Raw genomic sequence first — 17916 nt, forward strand, 5'->3', positions numbered from 1 at the left:
GCACCATGGGGCAGTCGATCGACGGTCACCTTGACGTGATGGAAGATCAGGTGCTTGTGGAGGTGAAGCTGCCATGGCTTCTCGCGATGATTGCCGACAAGGCCAAGAATTTCATCCGGAAACAGGGCACGCTGCTTCTCGAGAAAAAATAAAAACCTACGCGATGGCCTGCGGCTGAATGCCCGTTCATCCACATGAATGGAATGGGAACCGCCGAGACGCTGTGGCGTTCGTAGTCTGTGGCCCGATATTTCGTCAGGCTTCCCATTTCGCACATGCTGATTGTTCGCCGGACTATTTTCCTTGGTCCGGGATAGCCGCACGTTGCCTTGAAGGAATGCGCCTATGCCCGAGCGTTTGAATACTTCTCTGCGTGCCCTTCGTCCGAGCCTGTTGCCGATCGCGCAGAAAACACGCCTCGTTTGTTTCTCGCACCTGCGGTGGGATTTCGTTTGGCAACGTCCCCAACATCTGCTCACACGGGCAGCGCAGCATTATGACGTGCTGGTTATCGAAGAACCGATCTTTCGGCCGGGCGCAACGCCTCATATGGAGCTCAGCGCGCGGCCCCACGGCATCACCATCGCCGTGCCGATCGTGCCGGAAGGCCTTTCGCCGGAAGATGTCGTGGCCGAGCAGCACGATCTCATCGAAAATCTGATCGGCCGCGAGTCTCAGGCGCCGAGGGTCTTCTGGTACTACACGCCGATGGCGCTCGCCTTCACGAGCGACCTCGATTGCGATCTCTGCATCTATGACAACATGGACGAGCTCTCGCTCTTCCGCGGAGCATCGCAGGCCTTGCTTACGCTCGAGAACGATCTGTTTGCCCGGGCCGACCTCGTCTTTACCGGCGGCATGAGCCTCTATGAAGCCAAGCGCAGCCGCCATCGCAGCGTTCACGCTTTTCCGTCGTCCATCGAGTTCAAGCATTTTTCCAAAGCGCGGCAAGGTCTTGCCGACCCGGTCGACCAAGCGTCCATTTCGTCGCCACGCGTCGGGTTCTTCGGTGTCATCGACGAGCGCATGGATATCGAGCTGGTGGCGGAAGTCGCGGATCGGCGGCCGGATCTCTCGATCGTGATGATCGGACCCGTCGTCAAGATCGACCCCGCGTCCCTGCCGCAACGGCCGAATATTCACTGGCTCGGCGGCAAGAGCTACGATGAGCTTCCGGCCTATCTTTCCGGTTGGCAAATTGGTTTCATGCCGTTCGCGCTGAACGAGGCCACACGGTTCATCAGCCCGACGAAGACACCCGAATTCCTCGCGGCTGGGGTTCCGGTGGTTTCGACGGCGATCAAGGACGTGATCAATCCCTATGGCGACAAGGGCCTGGTGGAGATCGCACGGAACGCCGCGGAGGTCGTGGCAAAAATCGACCTCATCACGTCCCGCCCGAGAGCGCCTTGGCTTGCCCGCGTCGATCGCCATCTGGCGGCAGGCTCATGGGACCAGACATGGGCTGCGATGGATAGGCTGATGTCGGAAGCGAGCGGCCGTTCCTTGCGTCAGCGTCGCAACGACATCCATCCCGCCTATGCGACCACGGCGGCGGAGTAGGCCTCATGTACGATTGGCTGATCGTTGGAGCAGGCTTCGCCGGCAGCGTGCTGGCGGAGAGGCTTGCGACCGAGCGTAATGAGCGCGTGCTTCTCATCGACAGGCGGCCTCACGTCGGCGGAAACGCGTATGATCGCTATGACGAAAGCGGCCTGCTCATTCATCAATACGGCCCRCACATCTTCCACACCAATTCCAAAGTCATTCTCGATCACCTCTCGAAATTCACCGAATGGCGTCCCTATGAGCACCGGGTTCTGGCATCTGTCGACGGCATGCTGGTGCCGATCCCGATCAATCTCGATACCGTCAACACGCTCTACGATCTGAACCTGACGTCCGAAGAACTTCAGGAATGGTTTGCGAAGCGCGCGGAACCAGTCGATGAAATCAAGACATCCGAAGACGTGGTCGTGTCGGCTGTCGGCCGTGAGCTCTACGAAAAATTCTTCCGCGGCTACACTCGAAAGCAATGGGGACTGGACCCTTCGGAACTCGACAAGTCGGTGACGGCCCGCGTTCCGACCCGCACGAACCGCGACGACCGCTACTTCGGCGACGAGTTCCAGGTCATGCCGAAGCACGGCTACACGCGCATGTTCGAGACCATGCTCGACCATCCGAACATCGACGTGATGACGCAGACCGAGTACGACGACATCCGGGACATCATCCCCCATCGTCGCCTGATCTTCACGGGTCCCATCGATGAGTATTTCGGCTTCCGGTTCGGAAAACTGCCGTATCGCTCGCTGCGCTTCAAACACGTCACGCTCGACCAGCCCAGATTCCAATCGGTCGCCGTGGTCAATTATCCTCAGACCGAGGATTACACGCGCATCACGGAGTACAAATATCTGACGGGCCAGGAACACGCCAAGACGGCGCTGACCTACGAATATCCATCCGCCGATGGGGATCCCTACTACCCCATTCCGAAACCGGAAAATCAGGAGTTGTTCAAGAAATACGAACAGCTCGCGCTCGCGACGCCCGATGTGTGGTTCGTTGGCCGCCTCGCGACCTACCGCTACTACAACATGGACCAGATCGTCGGACAGGCCCTCGCCACTTTCCGGCGTATCAACGAATCCATTCCGATTTCAGGAGAGGGGCCGCCCACAACCGCATCACGGGCGGCGCTCGCATCCTGACACGATGGCAACACCCCGCTCACGTCCGCATCTGCAGCGCCTCGTTGCCCAAGATGCCTTCTGGTGGGCGACCGGAATCGAGGACACGTTCATCACGGCGCCGTGGCCCGCGACGGGCCGCATTCTGGACGAATATGCGCTGACGGGGCACTACGACCGTTGGGCCGAAGACATCGGGCTCATGGCGAGCCTCGGCGTCCAGGCCGCCCGCTACGGCATTCCGTGGCACCACGTGCAGCCGGAGCGCGACACCTGGGACTGGAGCTTCGCCGACAACGCATTGTCGGCCCTGCTGGACCGCGGCATCGAGCCGATCGTCGACCTCGTGCATTATGGCCTGCCGCCCTGGATCGACGGTGCTTATYTCAACCCCGATTATCCCGATCTCGTCGCGGAGTATGCCGGACGTCTTGCGGAGCGTTTCCATGGACGCATCCGCTACTACACCCCGCTCAACGAGCCCCGCGTCACCGCGTGGTATTGCGGCCGGCTGGGCTGGTGGCCGCCCTATCGTCGCGGATGGCGCGGCTTTGTCGCCGTTATGCTGGCCATTGCGCGCGGGATCGTCACGACGCTTTGGCGCCTCGATGCCGTCGATCCGGATATCGTCCCCGTTCATGTGGACGCGACCGATCTCTATGAAACTCGCGATCCGGGCTTGAGGGAAGAAACCGAACGCCGTCAGGAGATCGTCTTTCTGGCGCTCGATCTTGTCAGCGGGCGTGTGGACCGGAACCACAGCCTGTGGTCGTGGCTGCTGCAATACGGGGCGACCGAGAGCGATCTTGCGTGGTTTCAGGATAATGCCGTGGATCTCCCACTCATCGGCCTGAATCTCTATCCGATGTTCACTCAGAAGCGCCTGCAGCGGGAGTTGAACGGCCGATTCCGGATCAGGCAGCCTTACGCCTCGGGCGACCTTCTGGCCCGGCTCGGGCGGCTTTATCACGAGCGCTACCATGTACCGCTTTTCGTCAGCGAGACGGCCTCGATCGGCTCCGTCGACAAGCGCCAGCGCTGGCTGGACGATTCGCTCGGTGCGGTGCGCACTTTGAGGCAAGAGGGCGTCCCGATGATCGGCTACACGTGGTGGCCGATGTTCGACATGGTGGCGTGGGCCTATCGCCAGGGTCTGCGGGAGCCGGCCCAGTATTTTGCCCGAATGGGGCTGTGGGATCTCGATCCCGCAACTTTGAATCGAACTCCGACGGCTCTCGTTGGTTCTTACCAGACATATGTTGCGGGCGGATCGTCCGCCGTCGGGCCCCTGCGGCCCGACAGAATTTGAGTTTTCGGGGAATTCTGCCTCATGTTTCGAAGCTTTTTTCTGGCCGGCTTCGAGGGATCGACCGGCTACAATCGCCATGGTCAGTGGTTCGATCAGGTCGTCGCCACCGGGCATGATCGGACGGTCGACGAGGATTACCGCAAGCTCGCAGCCTTGGGCATTCGCGGGGTCAGGGAGGTCATGCGCTGGCCGTTGATCGACCTCGGCCGTGGCCAATACGACTTCTCGTCCGTCGAGCCTTTCATGTGCGCAGCCGAAAAGCACGGCATCGAGGTGATCTGGGATCTGTTTCACTACGGCTACCCGCCGCACGTGGATCTCTGGAGCGACGATTTTCCCGCACGTTTTGCGGATTATTGCTACGCCGCGACGCGCTTCGCATCTGCCCGCACCGACCGGGTGCTCTATTTCACGCCGGTCAATGAGCCGTCGTTCATGGCGTTCGCCGCGGGAGAACGGGGGCTGTTCGCGCCCCATTGCACTGGCCGCGGGTGGGATCTGAAGGTCGCGCTCATTCGGGCCGCGATCCACGGTATCGACGCCATCCGCTATGTCCGGCCCGACGCCCGCATCGTGAACGCCGACCCGCTTTGCCGGGTCGCCTTGCCGACGTCGCCGCACTGGCATGACGAGGCGCGCGACTTCAACGACAGGCTCGTCTTCCAGGGATGGGACATGCTGTGCGGGCGGCTCCTGCCGGAGCTTGGCGGCACGCGGGCGCATCTCGATATCGTGGGGATCAATTATTATTGGACGAACCAATGGGAGTGGCGCGTCGAGCCAATGGCCAACGGCGAAGTTCCGCCGCTCGAGGATGACGATCCCCGCCGCGTGAAGTTGGGGGACCTCGTGCGGGACGTGGCGGATCGATATGGCGGCGACCTGATGATCACCGAAACGACCCATGTGGGCGACATGCGTGGACCGTGGCTGCGGGAAGTCGCCGAGGAGGCGGAGGCGCTGCTGCGCGAAGGCGTTCGTCTCCACGGGGTTTGCCTCTATCCGATTCTCGGCATGCCTGAATGGCACTCTCCGACGGATTGGACGCCGATGGGTCTATGGGACCCCGTCTCACATGCCGAACCGCATGGAAAACGGGAGCCGCACCAGCCGATGCTGGACGCGTTTCGCGACGCGCAGCGCCTCGATATCCTGCACGCCCGCAGGCTCAAGCACCGCGAGCGGACCCTGGCGCCGCTTCCGGCTCCAAGGCGGCCGCCACATGTGGCGCCCGCCTCCTGGCGCTAGGGAAAAGCTCGCGTCAGGCGGCGAACTCCGCCGCGCGCACCGCCTCCTCGAGCCGCCGGCCGCGGTTCTCGATGGAAAGCGCCACGAGGTTGTCGAGGAGCACGGTCGCGGTTGGGTCTGCGAGGGGCGCATCCTGAAACAGGCGGAACGTCGAGGCGACGATACGTCCGCGCCCGTAGGTCCGCTCGACGCCGAGCGCGACCGGCTTGTGGATCCACCCCACGACCAGTCCGGCAAACACCCGCGCCTGGAAATCGAGAAGATTGCATCCAGCGATCACCAGATCCGGGAGCACCCGGTCCATCGTCTCGTCGAGAAGCGGACCCGAGGGGATGCCCGCGAATTGGTCGGTTCTGCGCAACCACGCGAAGGAGGATGCCCAATCCCCCCGCCACAAGGTGCCGTCGCGGGATTTGACGCGGACATTCTGCCAATGAGGAAAGAAGGGATACAGGGTGATCTCGCTTTCTGGCAGCAGCAGCAGGCTTGCGCCCTGCCGCACATGGTCGGCAATCGCAGCATCATGGTTATGCGCCACGACGACGTTCGACTCCGACAAGGCGCGAGCCATCCTGTAGCCCATGGCTTCAAGGTGCTCGCGAATGTCGTCATCCTCCGACCACATCAGGGGAAAGTCGGCGGCGGGTGCAGCACGCCGCGGATGGATGGCGAGGTCGAGGTGGTTTTGCGCCAGAAGGCGCCCGTCGGAATCGTGCAATTCGAACGAGATTCGCCGAAGATCCGCCTCGGAAAGCTCCGGCACGGGGATGTCGATGCTGCCGAGATCGAGCACAGCGGGAGCCTCAATCTGCGGGATGTCGATGCGCAAAGTTTCGCTGCCGAGTGAGATCGAAAGCCGGCAATGCGAGAGCGCGGGGCCGGCTCCGTGCGCGACGGCTACTTCCAGGTTTACGCTCTCGCCGACCCAATAGCTCACCCGCTGCCATTTCGGCACGATGACGGTGTCGCTGTTGATGATGTGGAAGAGCTCGTGGAACACCCGTGGATTGCGCCTCATGTCGAGGAGGCCGTTGGATTCCCAATGGCAATCGTGCAATTCGGTGATGACGTAGCCTGCGAGGCTAGGTTTTCGGCGCATCGCCTCGATCTGGTATTTGAGCGCACGGAATTGCTGCCATTGCGCCGCCATCACGAAACGCCGCAGGTCTCCGAAGACCCGGTCGAGGCTCCAGTCGGAAAAGCGGTTCTCGACTCCGTGGGCGTACATCACGCCCTCGCCCCAATCGTGACCCGTCTCGAACCACCACGGCTCTTCGCCGCTCTTGTTGCGGAGGTCCTTCGGATAGGGGAGGCCCCAATTGCCGAATTCCGAGCACATGAGAGGTTCGTGGCCGGTGATGACGGCGTCGCCGAAGGGCGAGTAGAGCCATGAGGCGCGGGACGAGAGCTCGTCGACGAACTTGTCCCATTCGTCGCGATGGTCGGGAATCGCGGCGTAGAAATGATAATCCGCGATATCCGACTCGACGTGAAAGCTCGGCGCGAGCGGGGAATTGTCGACCACGAGACGCGTCGGGTCATAGGCTTTCAGCCACGCGAAGCTCCGTTTCAGCCATTCGCGATGGTCGAGGTCGTGTACGAGGTCGACGCCCCAATTCTCGTTGATGATCGTCCAGATGACGATCGACGGATGGTTGAAGTCCCGGTCGACGATGCCCTTGAGGAGCCTTTCCTTGCGGCTGCGCGAGCGTTCGGTCGCCGTGCCGCCGTTGGGAAGCTCGGTCCAGATCAGCATGCCGAGCCGGTCGGCGACTTCGTAATAGCGCGGGTCCGCCGCCTTGATGTGGCACCGCAGGCAATTGAGTCCGAGCTCCTTGGCCTTGCGAAACTGATCTTCCAGAAACGCCACCGACGGGACCGTGCAGATCGTGTCCGGGTAGTAATCCTGGTCCAGGGCGCCGCGGAGATAGAACGGCTCGCCATTGAGGTAGAAATGGCCGTTGCGGGTCTCGATCGTGCGAAAGCCGAAATGGTCTACGATTTCGTCCTTTGCCTCGCCATCGCGGATCAGCGCGATCCGAATGTGATAGCGGTTGGGTTCATCAGGCGACCAGGACAGGATGTTCTCGACGAGAAATGCGAACGGCATGGCGGTGATGCCCGGTTGCGCCTCCTGCGATTGATCGAGAACGATTTTCCCGGAGGGATCGCGGATTTCGACCCGGATCTCGGCGTCGGACGCGATGGGAGCCGCGAAGGACAGCGATGCCGTCACCTGTCCCGTATCTCGATTGGGCACGAGCCTGATGCGCGTCATATGATCGGCGATGCGGCGTTCCAGGTAGACGGATTGCCAGATTCCCGAAAGTGGGCCGTACCAGCTCTGCTTGCCGAAGGGGATCTCGGCGAACGGGGAATCGGGGAACTCGGCAGGGTTGTCGGTCGGGGAATCGACCCTGACCTTGAGCTCGTTCCTGCCGGGCAGAAGATGTTCGGTGACGTCGAACGAGAACGGCAGAAATCCGCCCTCGTTGGAGCCCACCAGCTGATCGTTGATGAACACCCGGGAATTGTGGAAAACCGCACCGAAACGGATCCAGATCGTGTCACGCAGCCATTCCGCCGGGATGTCGACCGAGCGGCGGTAGATGCCGATGCCGGCGCGCATGCGCAGATCGTGGAACTGGGCCTGCCAGGGGCTCGGCACCTCGATCTGCCTTACCTCCGCCGGCCCGGTCAGCCGATCGTCGGCGACGTGTAGAAACTCCCAGACGCCGTCCAGGGCGATGCTGTCGTGGTGCATGACATTTCCTCGAATCGGCTTCACCCAAGGCTACCGAAGGGGCAAAAACATGGCTTTTGCGCCTGCCGACGCCCACCTCCCGGGATGACCCCATCAAATGCGGAACCCCCCGAAGCGTCCGACGTTCCCTTGTGACACTGGGCAATGCTTACGAGCCCTTGTCTTTCCAGTCGATGAGGATCCGATGGTCAAGATTGTTTCCGACGACCGCGCGCGGCAGGGCCCCTCCGGACGCCCGGTCCTGGTGGTCTTGATCGCCGCGCTTTTCTTTTGCGGCATAGCGATCGCGGGCTATCTGACCTGGGTGACGATGACGTCTCCGACCTCCCCGTCACAGGACGCATCGCGGGCGAGCGTGACCGGATCGCCCACCGGCTCTACCACTCCTGGTGCCGCGACGCCCCCGCCCAACAGCGGCAGCACGAGCCCGGCCACGCCGGCGACCCCCCGACCTGCAACGCCCCAATAACAGCCTTTCTGCCTTGCAAAGCCGGTGATGACGCAGGGTCACCACCGGCTTTGCCTTGCGCTCTGCGCCGCCAGCGGCGACTTTTCGCCTCAATGATTCGCATAACCGGCCAACGACACCGGACCCGCGACAGGCGGAAAACGACAGGGCGGCACAGATGATTCCACTCGGATGCAAACGGCTCGTGGCGGCCGCGTTGATGGCATTTTGCGCAGGATCAGGCGCATTCGCCCAAGCGACACCGCCTTCTGCGATGCCGGTTCCGCCCCGCACCATGCCGGCCCCTGCGCCAGCCGCGACCTCCGAGGGTGAGCCCCAGCGAGCGGTTTCGCCGGAAACCAAAGCCGCCCGTGCGAAGCTCGATGGCTACAAGGCCCATCTCTCCCAGATCGAGCTTGGCCTCGAATCCCGCCGCCATTCCGACGCCGATTTGCAGAACCTTCGGGGTCAGATCGACCCGATGGTCGAGCCGATCCGGGCGCTTATCGACGAGCAGACGCCGCGCCTCGAGGCGAGCAAGGCGCGATTGGGGCAGTTCGGGCCGAAGCCCAAGGACGGGGAGCCGGAGGAGAGCGCGGACGCTGCCAAGGATCGCGCCGAGCGCGAAGCTGCCGTAGCAGAACTCGACGAGACGCAGCGCCTCGCCCGCGCCGTCCTCCTGCAGGCCGAGCAATTGGGGCGGCAGATCGGTGACCTCCGGCGATCGGGCTTCGCACGGGCCCTCTTCGAGCAGAGCGACAGCGTCCTGAGCGTGGCTCTCTGGAAGAATGTCATCCACGCGATTCCGCTCGAATTGCGGGCGCAGGGCACGACGCTGTCCGATACTCTCGATCAGATCGGCCGCAATGCCACCTTCGGCATGCTGCTGTTGCTGGGCCTCGCGCTCGGCTGCGCGGTCGCGCTTTACGAAGGGCGCCGGGTTCTGGCGCGGCGGTTTGTTCGCCGGGATCTCGACGCGACCGATCCATCCCGCCGCTCCCGCCTGTTGGCCGCGCTCACGGCATTGTTCCTTGGAGCCGCCCCGGCGGCGCTCGGGTCGTGGGTCGTGTGGATCGCGTTCGATGCCGCCGACATCTTTCCGCCCCGGCTCGAAGAGGTCATGGCGGCCCTGCTGCGCGGCATCGCGTTCATTGCCTTCGTGCGCGCTCTCATCGACGCGATTCTGGCGCCTGACCACACGAACTGGCGCCTGATTTCCGTCACCGATCTTTCCGCGACCCGCATCATGAGCTTCGGCATCACCCTCGCGACGATCGCGGTGGTCGGGAAAGTCCTCGAATCGTTCAACCGCGCCATCGGCGCCTCGCTTCCGATCACGGTTCTGAGCCGGGCGGTCTTCGCCCTGGCAATGGCGCTCGTCTTTGCCGAGCTGCTGCGGCGCTTCGCCAATAAGGCGACCGAGGACGAGGCCTGCCTTGGACCATACGTCTCATCAGAATTCAGCATCGGCGGTCCCGTGCGCTCGCTCGGTTGGGTGGTGGTCGCCGTCATCGTTGCCAGCGTTCTCGGGGGCTACGTCGCGCTGGCATCCTTCGTGGTCGAGCAGGCGATCTCGATTTCGATCATTCTTGCTTTGCTGATCCTGGCGATCAACGGGGCCGACGAATTCATCGGCAACACATTCCGCACACAGAGCCGGATCGTCACCACGCTGCAGGCCAATACGGGCCTGCGCCGGCGCTCACTGGAGCAGATCGGCGTTCTGGCCAACGGGGCGGCGCGGCTCTCGCTCATCATCATCGCGCTCCTTCTGGTGCTGGCCCCGTGGGGGGTCGAATCCACCGACCTGATGGGTTCCGTTCGCGCGGTCTTCTTCGGGTTCAACGTCGGCGACGTAACGATCTCGATCTCGTCCATCCTCATCGCGGCCCTTCTTTTCGCGGGCGTATTCACCGTCACGCGCGTCATCCAGCGCTGGCTCGACCACACATTCCTGCCGGCGACCGATCTCGACGCGGGCCTGCGGAACTCGATCCGCACCGCGGCCGGCTACGTGGGCATCATCACCGCGGGCGTGATCGCGTTCAGCTATCTCGGCCTCAGCCTCGAACGGCTGACGATCGTCGCCGGTGCGCTGTCGGTCGGTATCGGCTTCGGCCTCCAATCCATCGTCAACAATTTCATCTCCGGGCTGATACTCTTGTGGGAGCGCCCGATCCGCGTCGGCGATCTCGTGGTGGTGGGCGACGGCGAGGGATATGTGAGGCGCATCAACGTCCGTTCCACCGAAATTCAGACGGCGGATCGCTCGACCCTCATCGTGCCCAATTCCAATCTCATCTCCGGTATCGTGCGCAACCGCGTGCGCAACGACCGGATCGGCCGCGTCCTCGTATCGGTCCCCGTGCCGCGGGCCTCCGATCCCGACAAGGTTGCGGAAATCCTGCGGCGCAGCGCCCTCGCGCACCGCGAGATCATGAGCGAACCGGCGCCCCGCGTGATATTCAAGAAAGTCACCGAAAACACCATCGATTTCGATCTCGTGTGCTTCGTCGACGATATCGACTCGGCGGGACGCGTGGCGAGCGATCTCTATTTCGACATCTTCAGGAAGCTCCGGCTGGAAGGCATGGGCCTGCCCGACGCGTCGCCGAAACCGCCCGAGCCGGAGGTGTCCGCCGAAGAGCCGCCAAAACAGCAGGACGGGGATGAAGGCTTAACCCTTCTCAAGGATAAATCCTCCGCATGACACGCATTCTCCTCCTCGGACTTGTCGCTCTCTCGCTCGCAGCCTGTTCGACACCCCCGCCGCGCAATGCCCAGACGCCCAGCTTCTACCTGCCGATGGCGCGGGCGGATGCGACCGTCGATGCCGCGATGGCCCGGGACATGATCAGCGCCTATAGGCACAACAAGGGCCTGGGGCCTTTTATCGTTGACCCGGATCTGCAGGCCGCCGCACAGGCGGAGGCGCGGGCAATGGCATCCGTCGACAAGCCGAGCTCCGCCGATGCCGTGAAAGCGCGTCTGGCAGCGGCCGGGTTCAGAGCTCCGGCTGCCAACCTGTCGGCAGGCTATTACACGCTCGCCGAGGCGTTCTCCGGCTGGCGCGAGAGCCCGCAGCATGACCGGGTCCTGCTCGATCCCAACGCCACCAGGATCGGCATCGCCACCGCGTATACGCCGAATTCCAAGTACAAGGTCTATTGGGCCATGGTGGTGGCGGCCGAGCGGAAGCCCTGATACGGGGCGCGCTTCATATCCGAGGGCATGGACGCCCACCGTTCGGCCTCTATGTTAGACGCCAAGGCGCGGACCTTTGGTCCCGCCCCACAAACCGGGGCTCTCTTCCATGTGGCTGATCCGCCTTTATGTCCGCGTTCTCGGCCAGCTCGGCTCCGATCTCAGAATCGGCGCGCTGCTTGCGCTCGCCAATGTGGCGCTGGCGATCTCCGCCTTCGCGGAACCGATCCTGTTCGGGCGAATCATCGATGTGCTGACGAGGGCGCAGGTTCCCGGGACGCCTCCGGTCACGTTCACGGTCCTGATGCCGCTCATCATCGCGTGGGTGGCCTTCGCGTTCTTCTCCATCGGCGCCGGCGTGCTGGTGGCGCTCTATGCGGACAGGCTCTCGCACCGCCGGCGACTGGCCGTCGTGGCGAATTATTTCGAGCACGTCCTCGAATTGCCGCTGGCATTCCACACCTCGACCCATTCCGGCCGCGTGCTGAAGGTCATGCTCGAAGGCTCCAACGGCATGGCCTGGCTCTGGCTCGGCTTTTTCCGCGAGCATTTCGCCGCCCTCGTGGCGCTGTTCATCCTGCTGCCGATGACGGTGTTCCTGAACTGGCGCCTCGGCCTTCTTCTCCTAGGCCTGGTCGTCGTCTTCGCCATCCTGACCACCATCGTGGTGCGCAAGACCGAGAGCCTTCAGGGCTCCGTCGAGCGATATCATTCGAGCCTTGCGGAACATGCATCCGACGCGCTCGGCAATGTGCCGGTCATCCAGTCCTTCACCCGGGTCGAAGCCGAGGCCGGCTCCCTGCGCGCCATCATCCAGCAATTGCTGCAGGCCCAGAACCCTGTCCTGTCATGGTGGGCAGTCGCCTCCGTGGCGTCGCGGGCCGCGGCCACCATCACGGTCACGGCGGTGTTTCTGGTTGGAACCGGCCTTCACCTCAATGGTCTCGCGACCATCGGCGAGATCGTCATGTTCATGAGCATCGCCACGATGCTGATTTCGCGACTCGAACAGGCGGTGAGCTTCGTCAATCAGATGTTCATGCAGGCGCCGAAGATGCGAGAATTCTTCGAAATTCTCGACACCGCGCCGGCCGTTCACGACCGACCGCATGCGAAGGACGTGGAGCGCTTTGCCGGCAAGGTGGCGTTCGAGAATGTCAGTTTCTCCTATGACGGGAAGCGCCCGGCCATCCAGGACGTGTCGTTCACGGTGCTGCCGGGTGAGAACGTGGCGCTCGTGGGCGCGACGGGTTCGGGAAAATCCACCACGCTGGGTCTTCTTCACCGCGCGTTCGATCCGCAATCCGGCGCGATCCGCATCGACGACGACGACATTCGCGATCTGACCCTGTCCTCCCTGCGGCGCAATATCGGCGTCGTGTTCCAGGAGCCGATGCTGTTCGCGCGCTCGATCCGCGAGAACCTTCAGGTCGGGCGGCCGGAAGCGACCGATGCCGAGATGATCGAAGCGCTGGAGCGCGCGCAGGCGATCGAATTCATTTCCCGTCAGACCGACGGCCTCTCCTCGATTGTCGGCGAACGCGGGCGTTCCCTGTCGGGCGGCGAACGGCAGCGGCTTTCCATCGCGCGGGCGCTGCTGAAAAACCCGCCGATTCTCATTCTCGACGAGGCCACGAGCGCCCTCGACGCGGCGACCGAAAAGAAGCTGCAGCTCGCCCTCGACGAGGTGATGAAGGGTCGCACGACCTTCGTGATCGCCCACCGGCTCGCGACGATCCGCAACGCGGACCGCATCCTCGTGTTCGATCAGGGCCGCGTGATCGAAACCGGCAGTTTCGAAACTCTCGTGGAGCAGGGTGGCCGGTTCGCGGAACTCGCCAAGGCGCAGTTCATGGCCGGGGCCGACAAGCCCGCCAAACCGGCCCTGAAGGCAGAGGCGCCGCTCGCAGGCGCCTAGACCAAGATGAGTTCAGGCGGCATTCGCCTGATTTTTCACGGTCACCGAGGTCAGCGGCACGATCCGCAGGACGGTGATGCGATTGCGCGATTTGCGCAGCACGTGAAAACGGTAGCCGTGGAAGGTGAAGATCTGTCCGGTTTCGGGGATCGTGCGCGCTTCATGGATCACGAGGCCCGCAACGGTCGTCGCCTCGTCGTCCGGGAGATTCCAGTCCATCACCCGGTTGAGATCGCGGATCGTCACCGACCCGTCCACATTCACGGCGCCGTTGGGCTGCGGGCGCACGCCCTGCACCGAGAGATCGTGCTCGTCCTTGATGTCGCCGACGATCTCCTCGAGGATGTCTTCCAGCGTCACGAGGCCCATCACCTCGCCGTATTCGTCCACCACGAGCGCGAAGTGAGTCTTCTTCGCCAGAAAGGCCTTGAGCTGGTCCCGCAGCGAGGTCGTGTCGGGCACGAACCAGCTCTCCAGCGCAATGGCCTCGATCGCCAGCTTGTCGGCATCGCCGCCCGCATTGTCGAGGGCGCGCAGCAGATCCTTGGCGTGCAGCACGCCGATGATGTTCTCCTGGCTGCCGCGCCAGAGCGGCATCCGCGTATAGGGCGACGACAAAACCTCGCGGACGATTTCCTGCGCGGTCAGGTCCGCGTTGATAATGCGCATCTTGGTGCGGTGGATCATGACCTCGGACACCGTGAGGTCTTCGAGGTCGAGAAGCCCGCCAAGCATATCGCGCTGGATCTTCGCGACGCCGCCTTCCTCGTGCAGGAGGTCGAGCTGGTCGCGCAGTTCCTGGTTGGCGGAGAGGATCGGCGCGTTCTCGCCGAGATCGAGCCCGAACGGCAGCAGCATCAGTCGCACCATGCGCTCGATAGCGATGGTGACGGGGCCCAGAACGGCCACGACCCACGACATCGGGCGCGCGAGATAGAGCGCCACGCTCTCCGGCGATGCCGTGGCGATGGCTTTCGGCAGCATCTCGGCGAAGACGATCGCCAGGATGCTGACGCCGATCATCGCATAGAGGGCGCCGATGGTGCCGGTGATCTCCATCAGCACCCACGTGGCGAACGCCGCGACCCCGATTCTCACGATGTTGTTGGTAATCAGCACCGTGCCGACGAAGCGCTCGCGCATCTGCAGCAGGCCCGTGACGACTTTCGCCCGAGGATCGCCGGCGTTTTCGAGAGTGCGCATCCGGGATCGCGACGCGAGGGTAAAGGCGGTCTCGGCGGCGGCGCAGATGGCAGACACGAGCAAGGACAGGACGACGATCAGTCCCGCGGCCCAGATTTCACCGAGTGGCAATTCCATCATTTGCGTGCCGAGGCGATTTCGCTCTCGAGAAAAGCCCTGACACTATCAACCGCAATGCCGGGCGCCACGAAGCTCTGCCCGACTCTCCGGGCGAGGATGAACGTCAGCGCGCCGGCCTGCACCTTCTTGTCCTGCGCCATGGCGTCGAGCAACGAATCCACATCGCCGTATCCGCCGGGTACGTCCTGGAGGTGCGTCGGGAGACCGACCGAGGCCAGGTGCCGTTCGACCCGCGTGGCATCCTGACCCGAACAGAGCCCGAGGAAGGTGGAGAACCGGAACGCCAGGTTGAGGCCGATGGCGACGCCTTCGCCATGCACGAGCCGAGCGGAATCGTAAGCCGTGATGCGCTCCAGCGCGTGACCGAAGGTGTGGCCGAGATTGAGAAGCGCGCGATCGCCCTCTTCGCGTTCGTCGCGCACCACCACGGCGGCCTTGGCGCGGCAGCTCGCGGCCACCGCCTCGTCGCGCTGCGATTTGCCTTCGAACACGCCCTGCCAATTGGCTTCGCACCAGTCGAAGAACGCGGCATCGCCGATGAGGCCGTATTTCACCACTTCGGCATAGCCCGCGCGCATCTCGCGAAGCGGCAGGGTGTCGAGCAAAGCCGTATCCGCAAGCACGAGGCTTGGCTGATGGAACGCGCCGACGAGATTCTTGCCGTGTGGGGAGTTGATCCCGGTCTTGCCGCCGACGGACGAATCGACCTGGGAGAGCAGGCTTGTCGGAACCTGTACGAAGCGCACGCCGCGCCGTGTCACCGCGGCGGCGAAGCCCGCCAGATCGCCCACGACACCGCCGCCGAGCGCAATCACCAGATCTCCCCGCTCGATTCGCGCTTCCAGCACGGCATCGCAAACCAATGCGAGCGACGCATAGGATTTCGTCGCCYCCCCAGGCGCAACCGTGATGACGGACGTGCGCAAGCCCTGTTGTTGCAGGGACTTGGCGAAGGGTTCGGCATAGAGCGCGCCGACATGCGCGTCGGTGACGATCGCAACGGCTCGGGCGCCCAGCGCGGCGATGCGCGGGCCGGCATCGTCCAGCACACCCCGTCCCACGACAATGTCGTAGGCGCGATCGCCAAGGGGGACGTGAACGATCAGGGGGGATGCGTCCTGCATCCGGGCGGCAGCGAGGGTCACGCTGGGGGACTCCGTTCTTCATCAAGCCAGCGGTCGAGGGTTTCGATGATGTCGACCACCACTCGATCGTGCGGGGTCTCGTGGGAATCGACCGTCAGGTCCGCCGTGGCATAGATCGGGTGGCGCGCCGCGATCAGCTCCCGCATGGTGCTCTCGGGATCCGCCGTCTTGAGAAGCGGGCGGGTGGCCCGCTTGCGGACCCGGCGCATCAGCACCTCGAGATCGGCTCGCAGCCAGACCGAAATGCCGTGCTGGGCAATCCGCGCGCGGGTTTCGTCGTTCATGAAGGCGCCTCCGCCGGTGGCCAGGACCATCGGGCCCTCCTGCAGCAGCCGGGCGATGACCCGGCGCTCGCCGTCCCGGAAATGCGCCTCGCCGTGGATGGAGAAAATATCCGCGATCGTCATGCCGGCCGCGGCTTCGATCTCGTGATCGGCATCGCGGAACGGCAGGCCGAGTTTCTGGGCGAGCCTGCGGCCCACCGTACTTTTTCCCGCGCCCATAAGGCCGACGAGCACGAGGGATCGTGTGCCCAGGCGCTCCCGGATGGGGCTGCCGCCGCGGCTGTCGGTGTCCTGCTCGCCAGCTTCATCGAGCGGATTGAAGCGGCTGAAATCGTTCATGCGGGATTCCTAACATGGGGGGGCGCTTCTGTCACAGACAGGATGCGGCAGTGTCCGCACTTGTGGTGAATCCGGCAGGGGGCTTGCGCCGACAGCACATGCGTGGTTGTAGCGAGCAAAGCTTCGCGAGGCGCCTGTGCCGACTTTATTCCGGTTCCTGTTGGTTGTTGTGGTATTGGCCGGTCTCGGCTTCGCGGCGGTTTTCTCGCTGGCGACGCTGGTCGACCCGCAGCCCCGCGAGATTTCGACGCCTATCCCCAGCCACCGGCTGCCATCTCCCTCCAGCCGATGAGGCGGGCCGCGCCATGACGGGGGCTCTCCACGCCGGATTGTTCATGGACATGCTGGCCTCCGAGCGGGGCGCGTCACGCAATACCCTCGATGCCTATCGGCGGGACCTGGCCGATTACCTGGCGTATCTGACGGAGATCGGGGCCGCCCCCGACAAGGCCGACGCCGCCGCCTTGCGGGGTTTCATGGCGAGCCTCGAAGAGCGGGGCCTGAAGGCGTCGTCCGCTGCCCGGCGGCTCTCGGCGGTTCGCCAGTTTCACAAGTTTCTCTACGTGGAGGGATACGCGCCGGTCGATCCGACAGCCGCCATATCGGCCCCCAAGCGCGGCCGGGTGCTGCCGAAGGTTCTCTCGGTCGACCAGGTCGATCGTCTCCTGCGGGTTGCGCATGAGACCACGTTGATACCGGACGCGAAACCGGCCGAGCGTCTCCGCGCGGTCCGGATGGTCTGCCTGCTCGAACTGCTCTACGCCACCGGCCTGCGCGTCTCCGAGCTGATCGCGCTGCCCCGCAGTGCCGCCAGAACCCGCGAGCGGTTTCTCGTGGTTCGCGGCAAAGGGGGCAAGGAGCGCCTGGTGCCCCTGACGGAGGCCTCACGGGAGCGGGCGCGGGATTATCTCGCCCTTCTGGAGGAACAGGGGAAATCCGCGGGGACTTGGCTGTTCCCGGCCGACAGCGAGAGCGGACACCTGACGCGGCAGTCCTTCGCGCGCGATCTCAAGGCGGTGGCGTCGGCGGCGGGGCTGCGCGGCGATACGGTGAGCCCGCACGTGCTGCGGCATGCCTTTGCCAGCCACCTGCTTCAGAACGGCGCGGATTTGCGAGTCGTGCAGGAATTGCTGGGCCATTCGGACATCTCGACCACGCAGATCTACACCCACGTGCTCGACGAACGGCTGAAGAGCATGGTGCGCGACCTGCATCCGATGGCCGACGTCAAGAAATAG

Annotated in this window: 14 protein-coding genes; 10 read left to right on the forward strand and 4 right to left on the reverse strand. The window is 63.8% G+C overall.

Annotated features, from left to right (window positions below; genetic code table 11):
* The first annotated feature begins 5 nt into the window (after positions 1 to 5).
* The 5 genes from AC1DVM_RS07140 (at position 6) to AC1DVM_RS07160 (ending at position 5253) form a co-directional block, all read left to right on the forward strand.
* A complete protein-coding gene (locus AC1DVM_RS07140) occupies positions 6 to 152 on the forward strand; it encodes a polyhydroxyalkanoic acid system family protein (RefSeq protein ID WP_477253311.1) in 147 nt (48 codons plus the stop codon).
* A gap of 193 nt (positions 153 to 345) precedes the next feature.
* Entirely contained in the window at positions 346 to 1563 is a 1218-nt protein-coding gene (locus AC1DVM_RS07145) for a glycosyltransferase (protein WP_477253216.1), read from the forward strand.
* 5 nt (positions 1564 to 1568) lie between these two features.
* Positions 1569 to 2717 carry a UDP-galactopyranose mutase gene (gene glf / locus AC1DVM_RS07150; RefSeq protein ID WP_477253218.1) on the forward strand — a complete coding sequence of 383 codons (1149 nt, stop codon included), beginning with the start codon at positions 1569 to 1571 and terminating at the stop codon, positions 2715 to 2717.
* A gap of 4 nt (positions 2718 to 2721) precedes the next feature.
* Complete coding sequence (locus AC1DVM_RS07155) at positions 2722 to 4005, forward strand: family 1 glycosylhydrolase (RefSeq protein WP_477253220.1); 1284 nt, start codon at positions 2722 to 2724, stop codon at positions 4003 to 4005.
* 21 nt (positions 4006 to 4026) lie between these two features.
* Entirely contained in the window at positions 4027 to 5253 is a 1227-nt protein-coding gene (locus AC1DVM_RS07160; RefSeq protein WP_477253222.1) for a glycoside hydrolase family 1 protein, read from the forward strand.
* 13 nt (positions 5254 to 5266) lie between these two features.
* Here the strand turns inward: AC1DVM_RS07160 and AC1DVM_RS07165 are convergent, their stop codons facing one another.
* The gene (locus AC1DVM_RS07165; protein ID WP_477253224.1) at positions 5267 to 8017 is read right to left on the reverse strand and encodes a glycoside hydrolase family 2 protein; all 2751 of its coding nucleotides are present in this window, start codon (positions 8015 to 8017) and stop codon (positions 5267 to 5269) included.
* Positions 8018 to 8201: 184 nt separating this feature from the next.
* On the opposite strand from AC1DVM_RS07165, the gene AC1DVM_RS07170 reads away from it, so the two are divergent.
* The 4 genes from AC1DVM_RS07170 (at position 8202) to AC1DVM_RS07185 (ending at position 13587) form a co-directional block, all read left to right on the forward strand.
* On the forward strand, positions 8202 to 8486 hold the full coding sequence (locus AC1DVM_RS07170; RefSeq protein ID WP_477253226.1) for a hypothetical protein: 285 nt from the start codon (positions 8202 to 8204) through the stop codon (positions 8484 to 8486).
* A gap of 253 nt (positions 8487 to 8739) precedes the next feature.
* Complete coding sequence (locus tag AC1DVM_RS07175) at positions 8740 to 11175, forward strand: DUF3772 domain-containing protein (protein ID WP_477253228.1); 2436 nt, start codon at positions 8740 to 8742, stop codon at positions 11173 to 11175.
* The gene (locus AC1DVM_RS07180) at positions 11172 to 11669 is read left to right on the forward strand and encodes a CAP domain-containing protein (RefSeq protein WP_477253230.1); all 498 of its coding nucleotides are present in this window, start codon (positions 11172 to 11174) and stop codon (positions 11667 to 11669) included. The genes AC1DVM_RS07175 and AC1DVM_RS07180 overlap by 4 nt, the downstream gene beginning before the upstream one ends.
* A 109-nt stretch (positions 11670 to 11778) precedes the next feature.
* On the forward strand, positions 11779 to 13587 hold the full coding sequence (locus tag AC1DVM_RS07185) for a glucan ABC transporter ATP-binding protein/ permease (protein WP_477253231.1): 1809 nt from the start codon (positions 11779 to 11781) through the stop codon (positions 13585 to 13587).
* A 12-nt stretch (positions 13588 to 13599) separates the two neighbouring features.
* On the opposite strand, the gene AC1DVM_RS07190 is transcribed toward AC1DVM_RS07185, so the two are convergent.
* Genes AC1DVM_RS07190 through AC1DVM_RS07200 form a run of 3 tightly spaced genes read right to left on the reverse strand, consistent with a single transcriptional unit; the run spans position 13600 to position 16678 of the window.
* Positions 13600 to 14910 (reverse strand): HlyC/CorC family transporter, encoded by a 1311-nt coding sequence (locus AC1DVM_RS07190; RefSeq protein ID WP_477253233.1) that lies wholly within the window; start codon positions 14908 to 14910, stop codon positions 13600 to 13602.
* On the reverse strand, positions 14907 to 16034 hold the full coding sequence (aroB, locus tag AC1DVM_RS07195; RefSeq protein ID WP_477253312.1) for a 3-dehydroquinate synthase: 1128 nt from the start codon (positions 16032 to 16034) through the stop codon (positions 14907 to 14909). The genes AC1DVM_RS07190 and aroB overlap by 4 nt, the downstream gene beginning before the upstream one ends.
* Positions 16035 to 16051: 17 nt before the next feature.
* Positions 16052 to 16678: a shikimate kinase gene (locus AC1DVM_RS07200; RefSeq protein WP_477253234.1), complete on the reverse strand. Its 627-nt coding sequence runs from the start codon at positions 16676 to 16678 to the stop codon at positions 16052 to 16054.
* A gap of 305 nt (positions 16679 to 16983) precedes the next feature.
* Between AC1DVM_RS07200 and AC1DVM_RS07205 the strand changes: the two genes are divergently transcribed.
* Positions 16984 to 17916 (forward strand): site-specific tyrosine recombinase XerD, encoded by a 933-nt coding sequence (locus AC1DVM_RS07205; RefSeq protein WP_477253236.1) that lies wholly within the window; start codon positions 16984 to 16986, stop codon positions 17914 to 17916.

The sequence above is a fragment of the Microvirga sp. P4_A5 genome, from assembly GCF_056402495.1.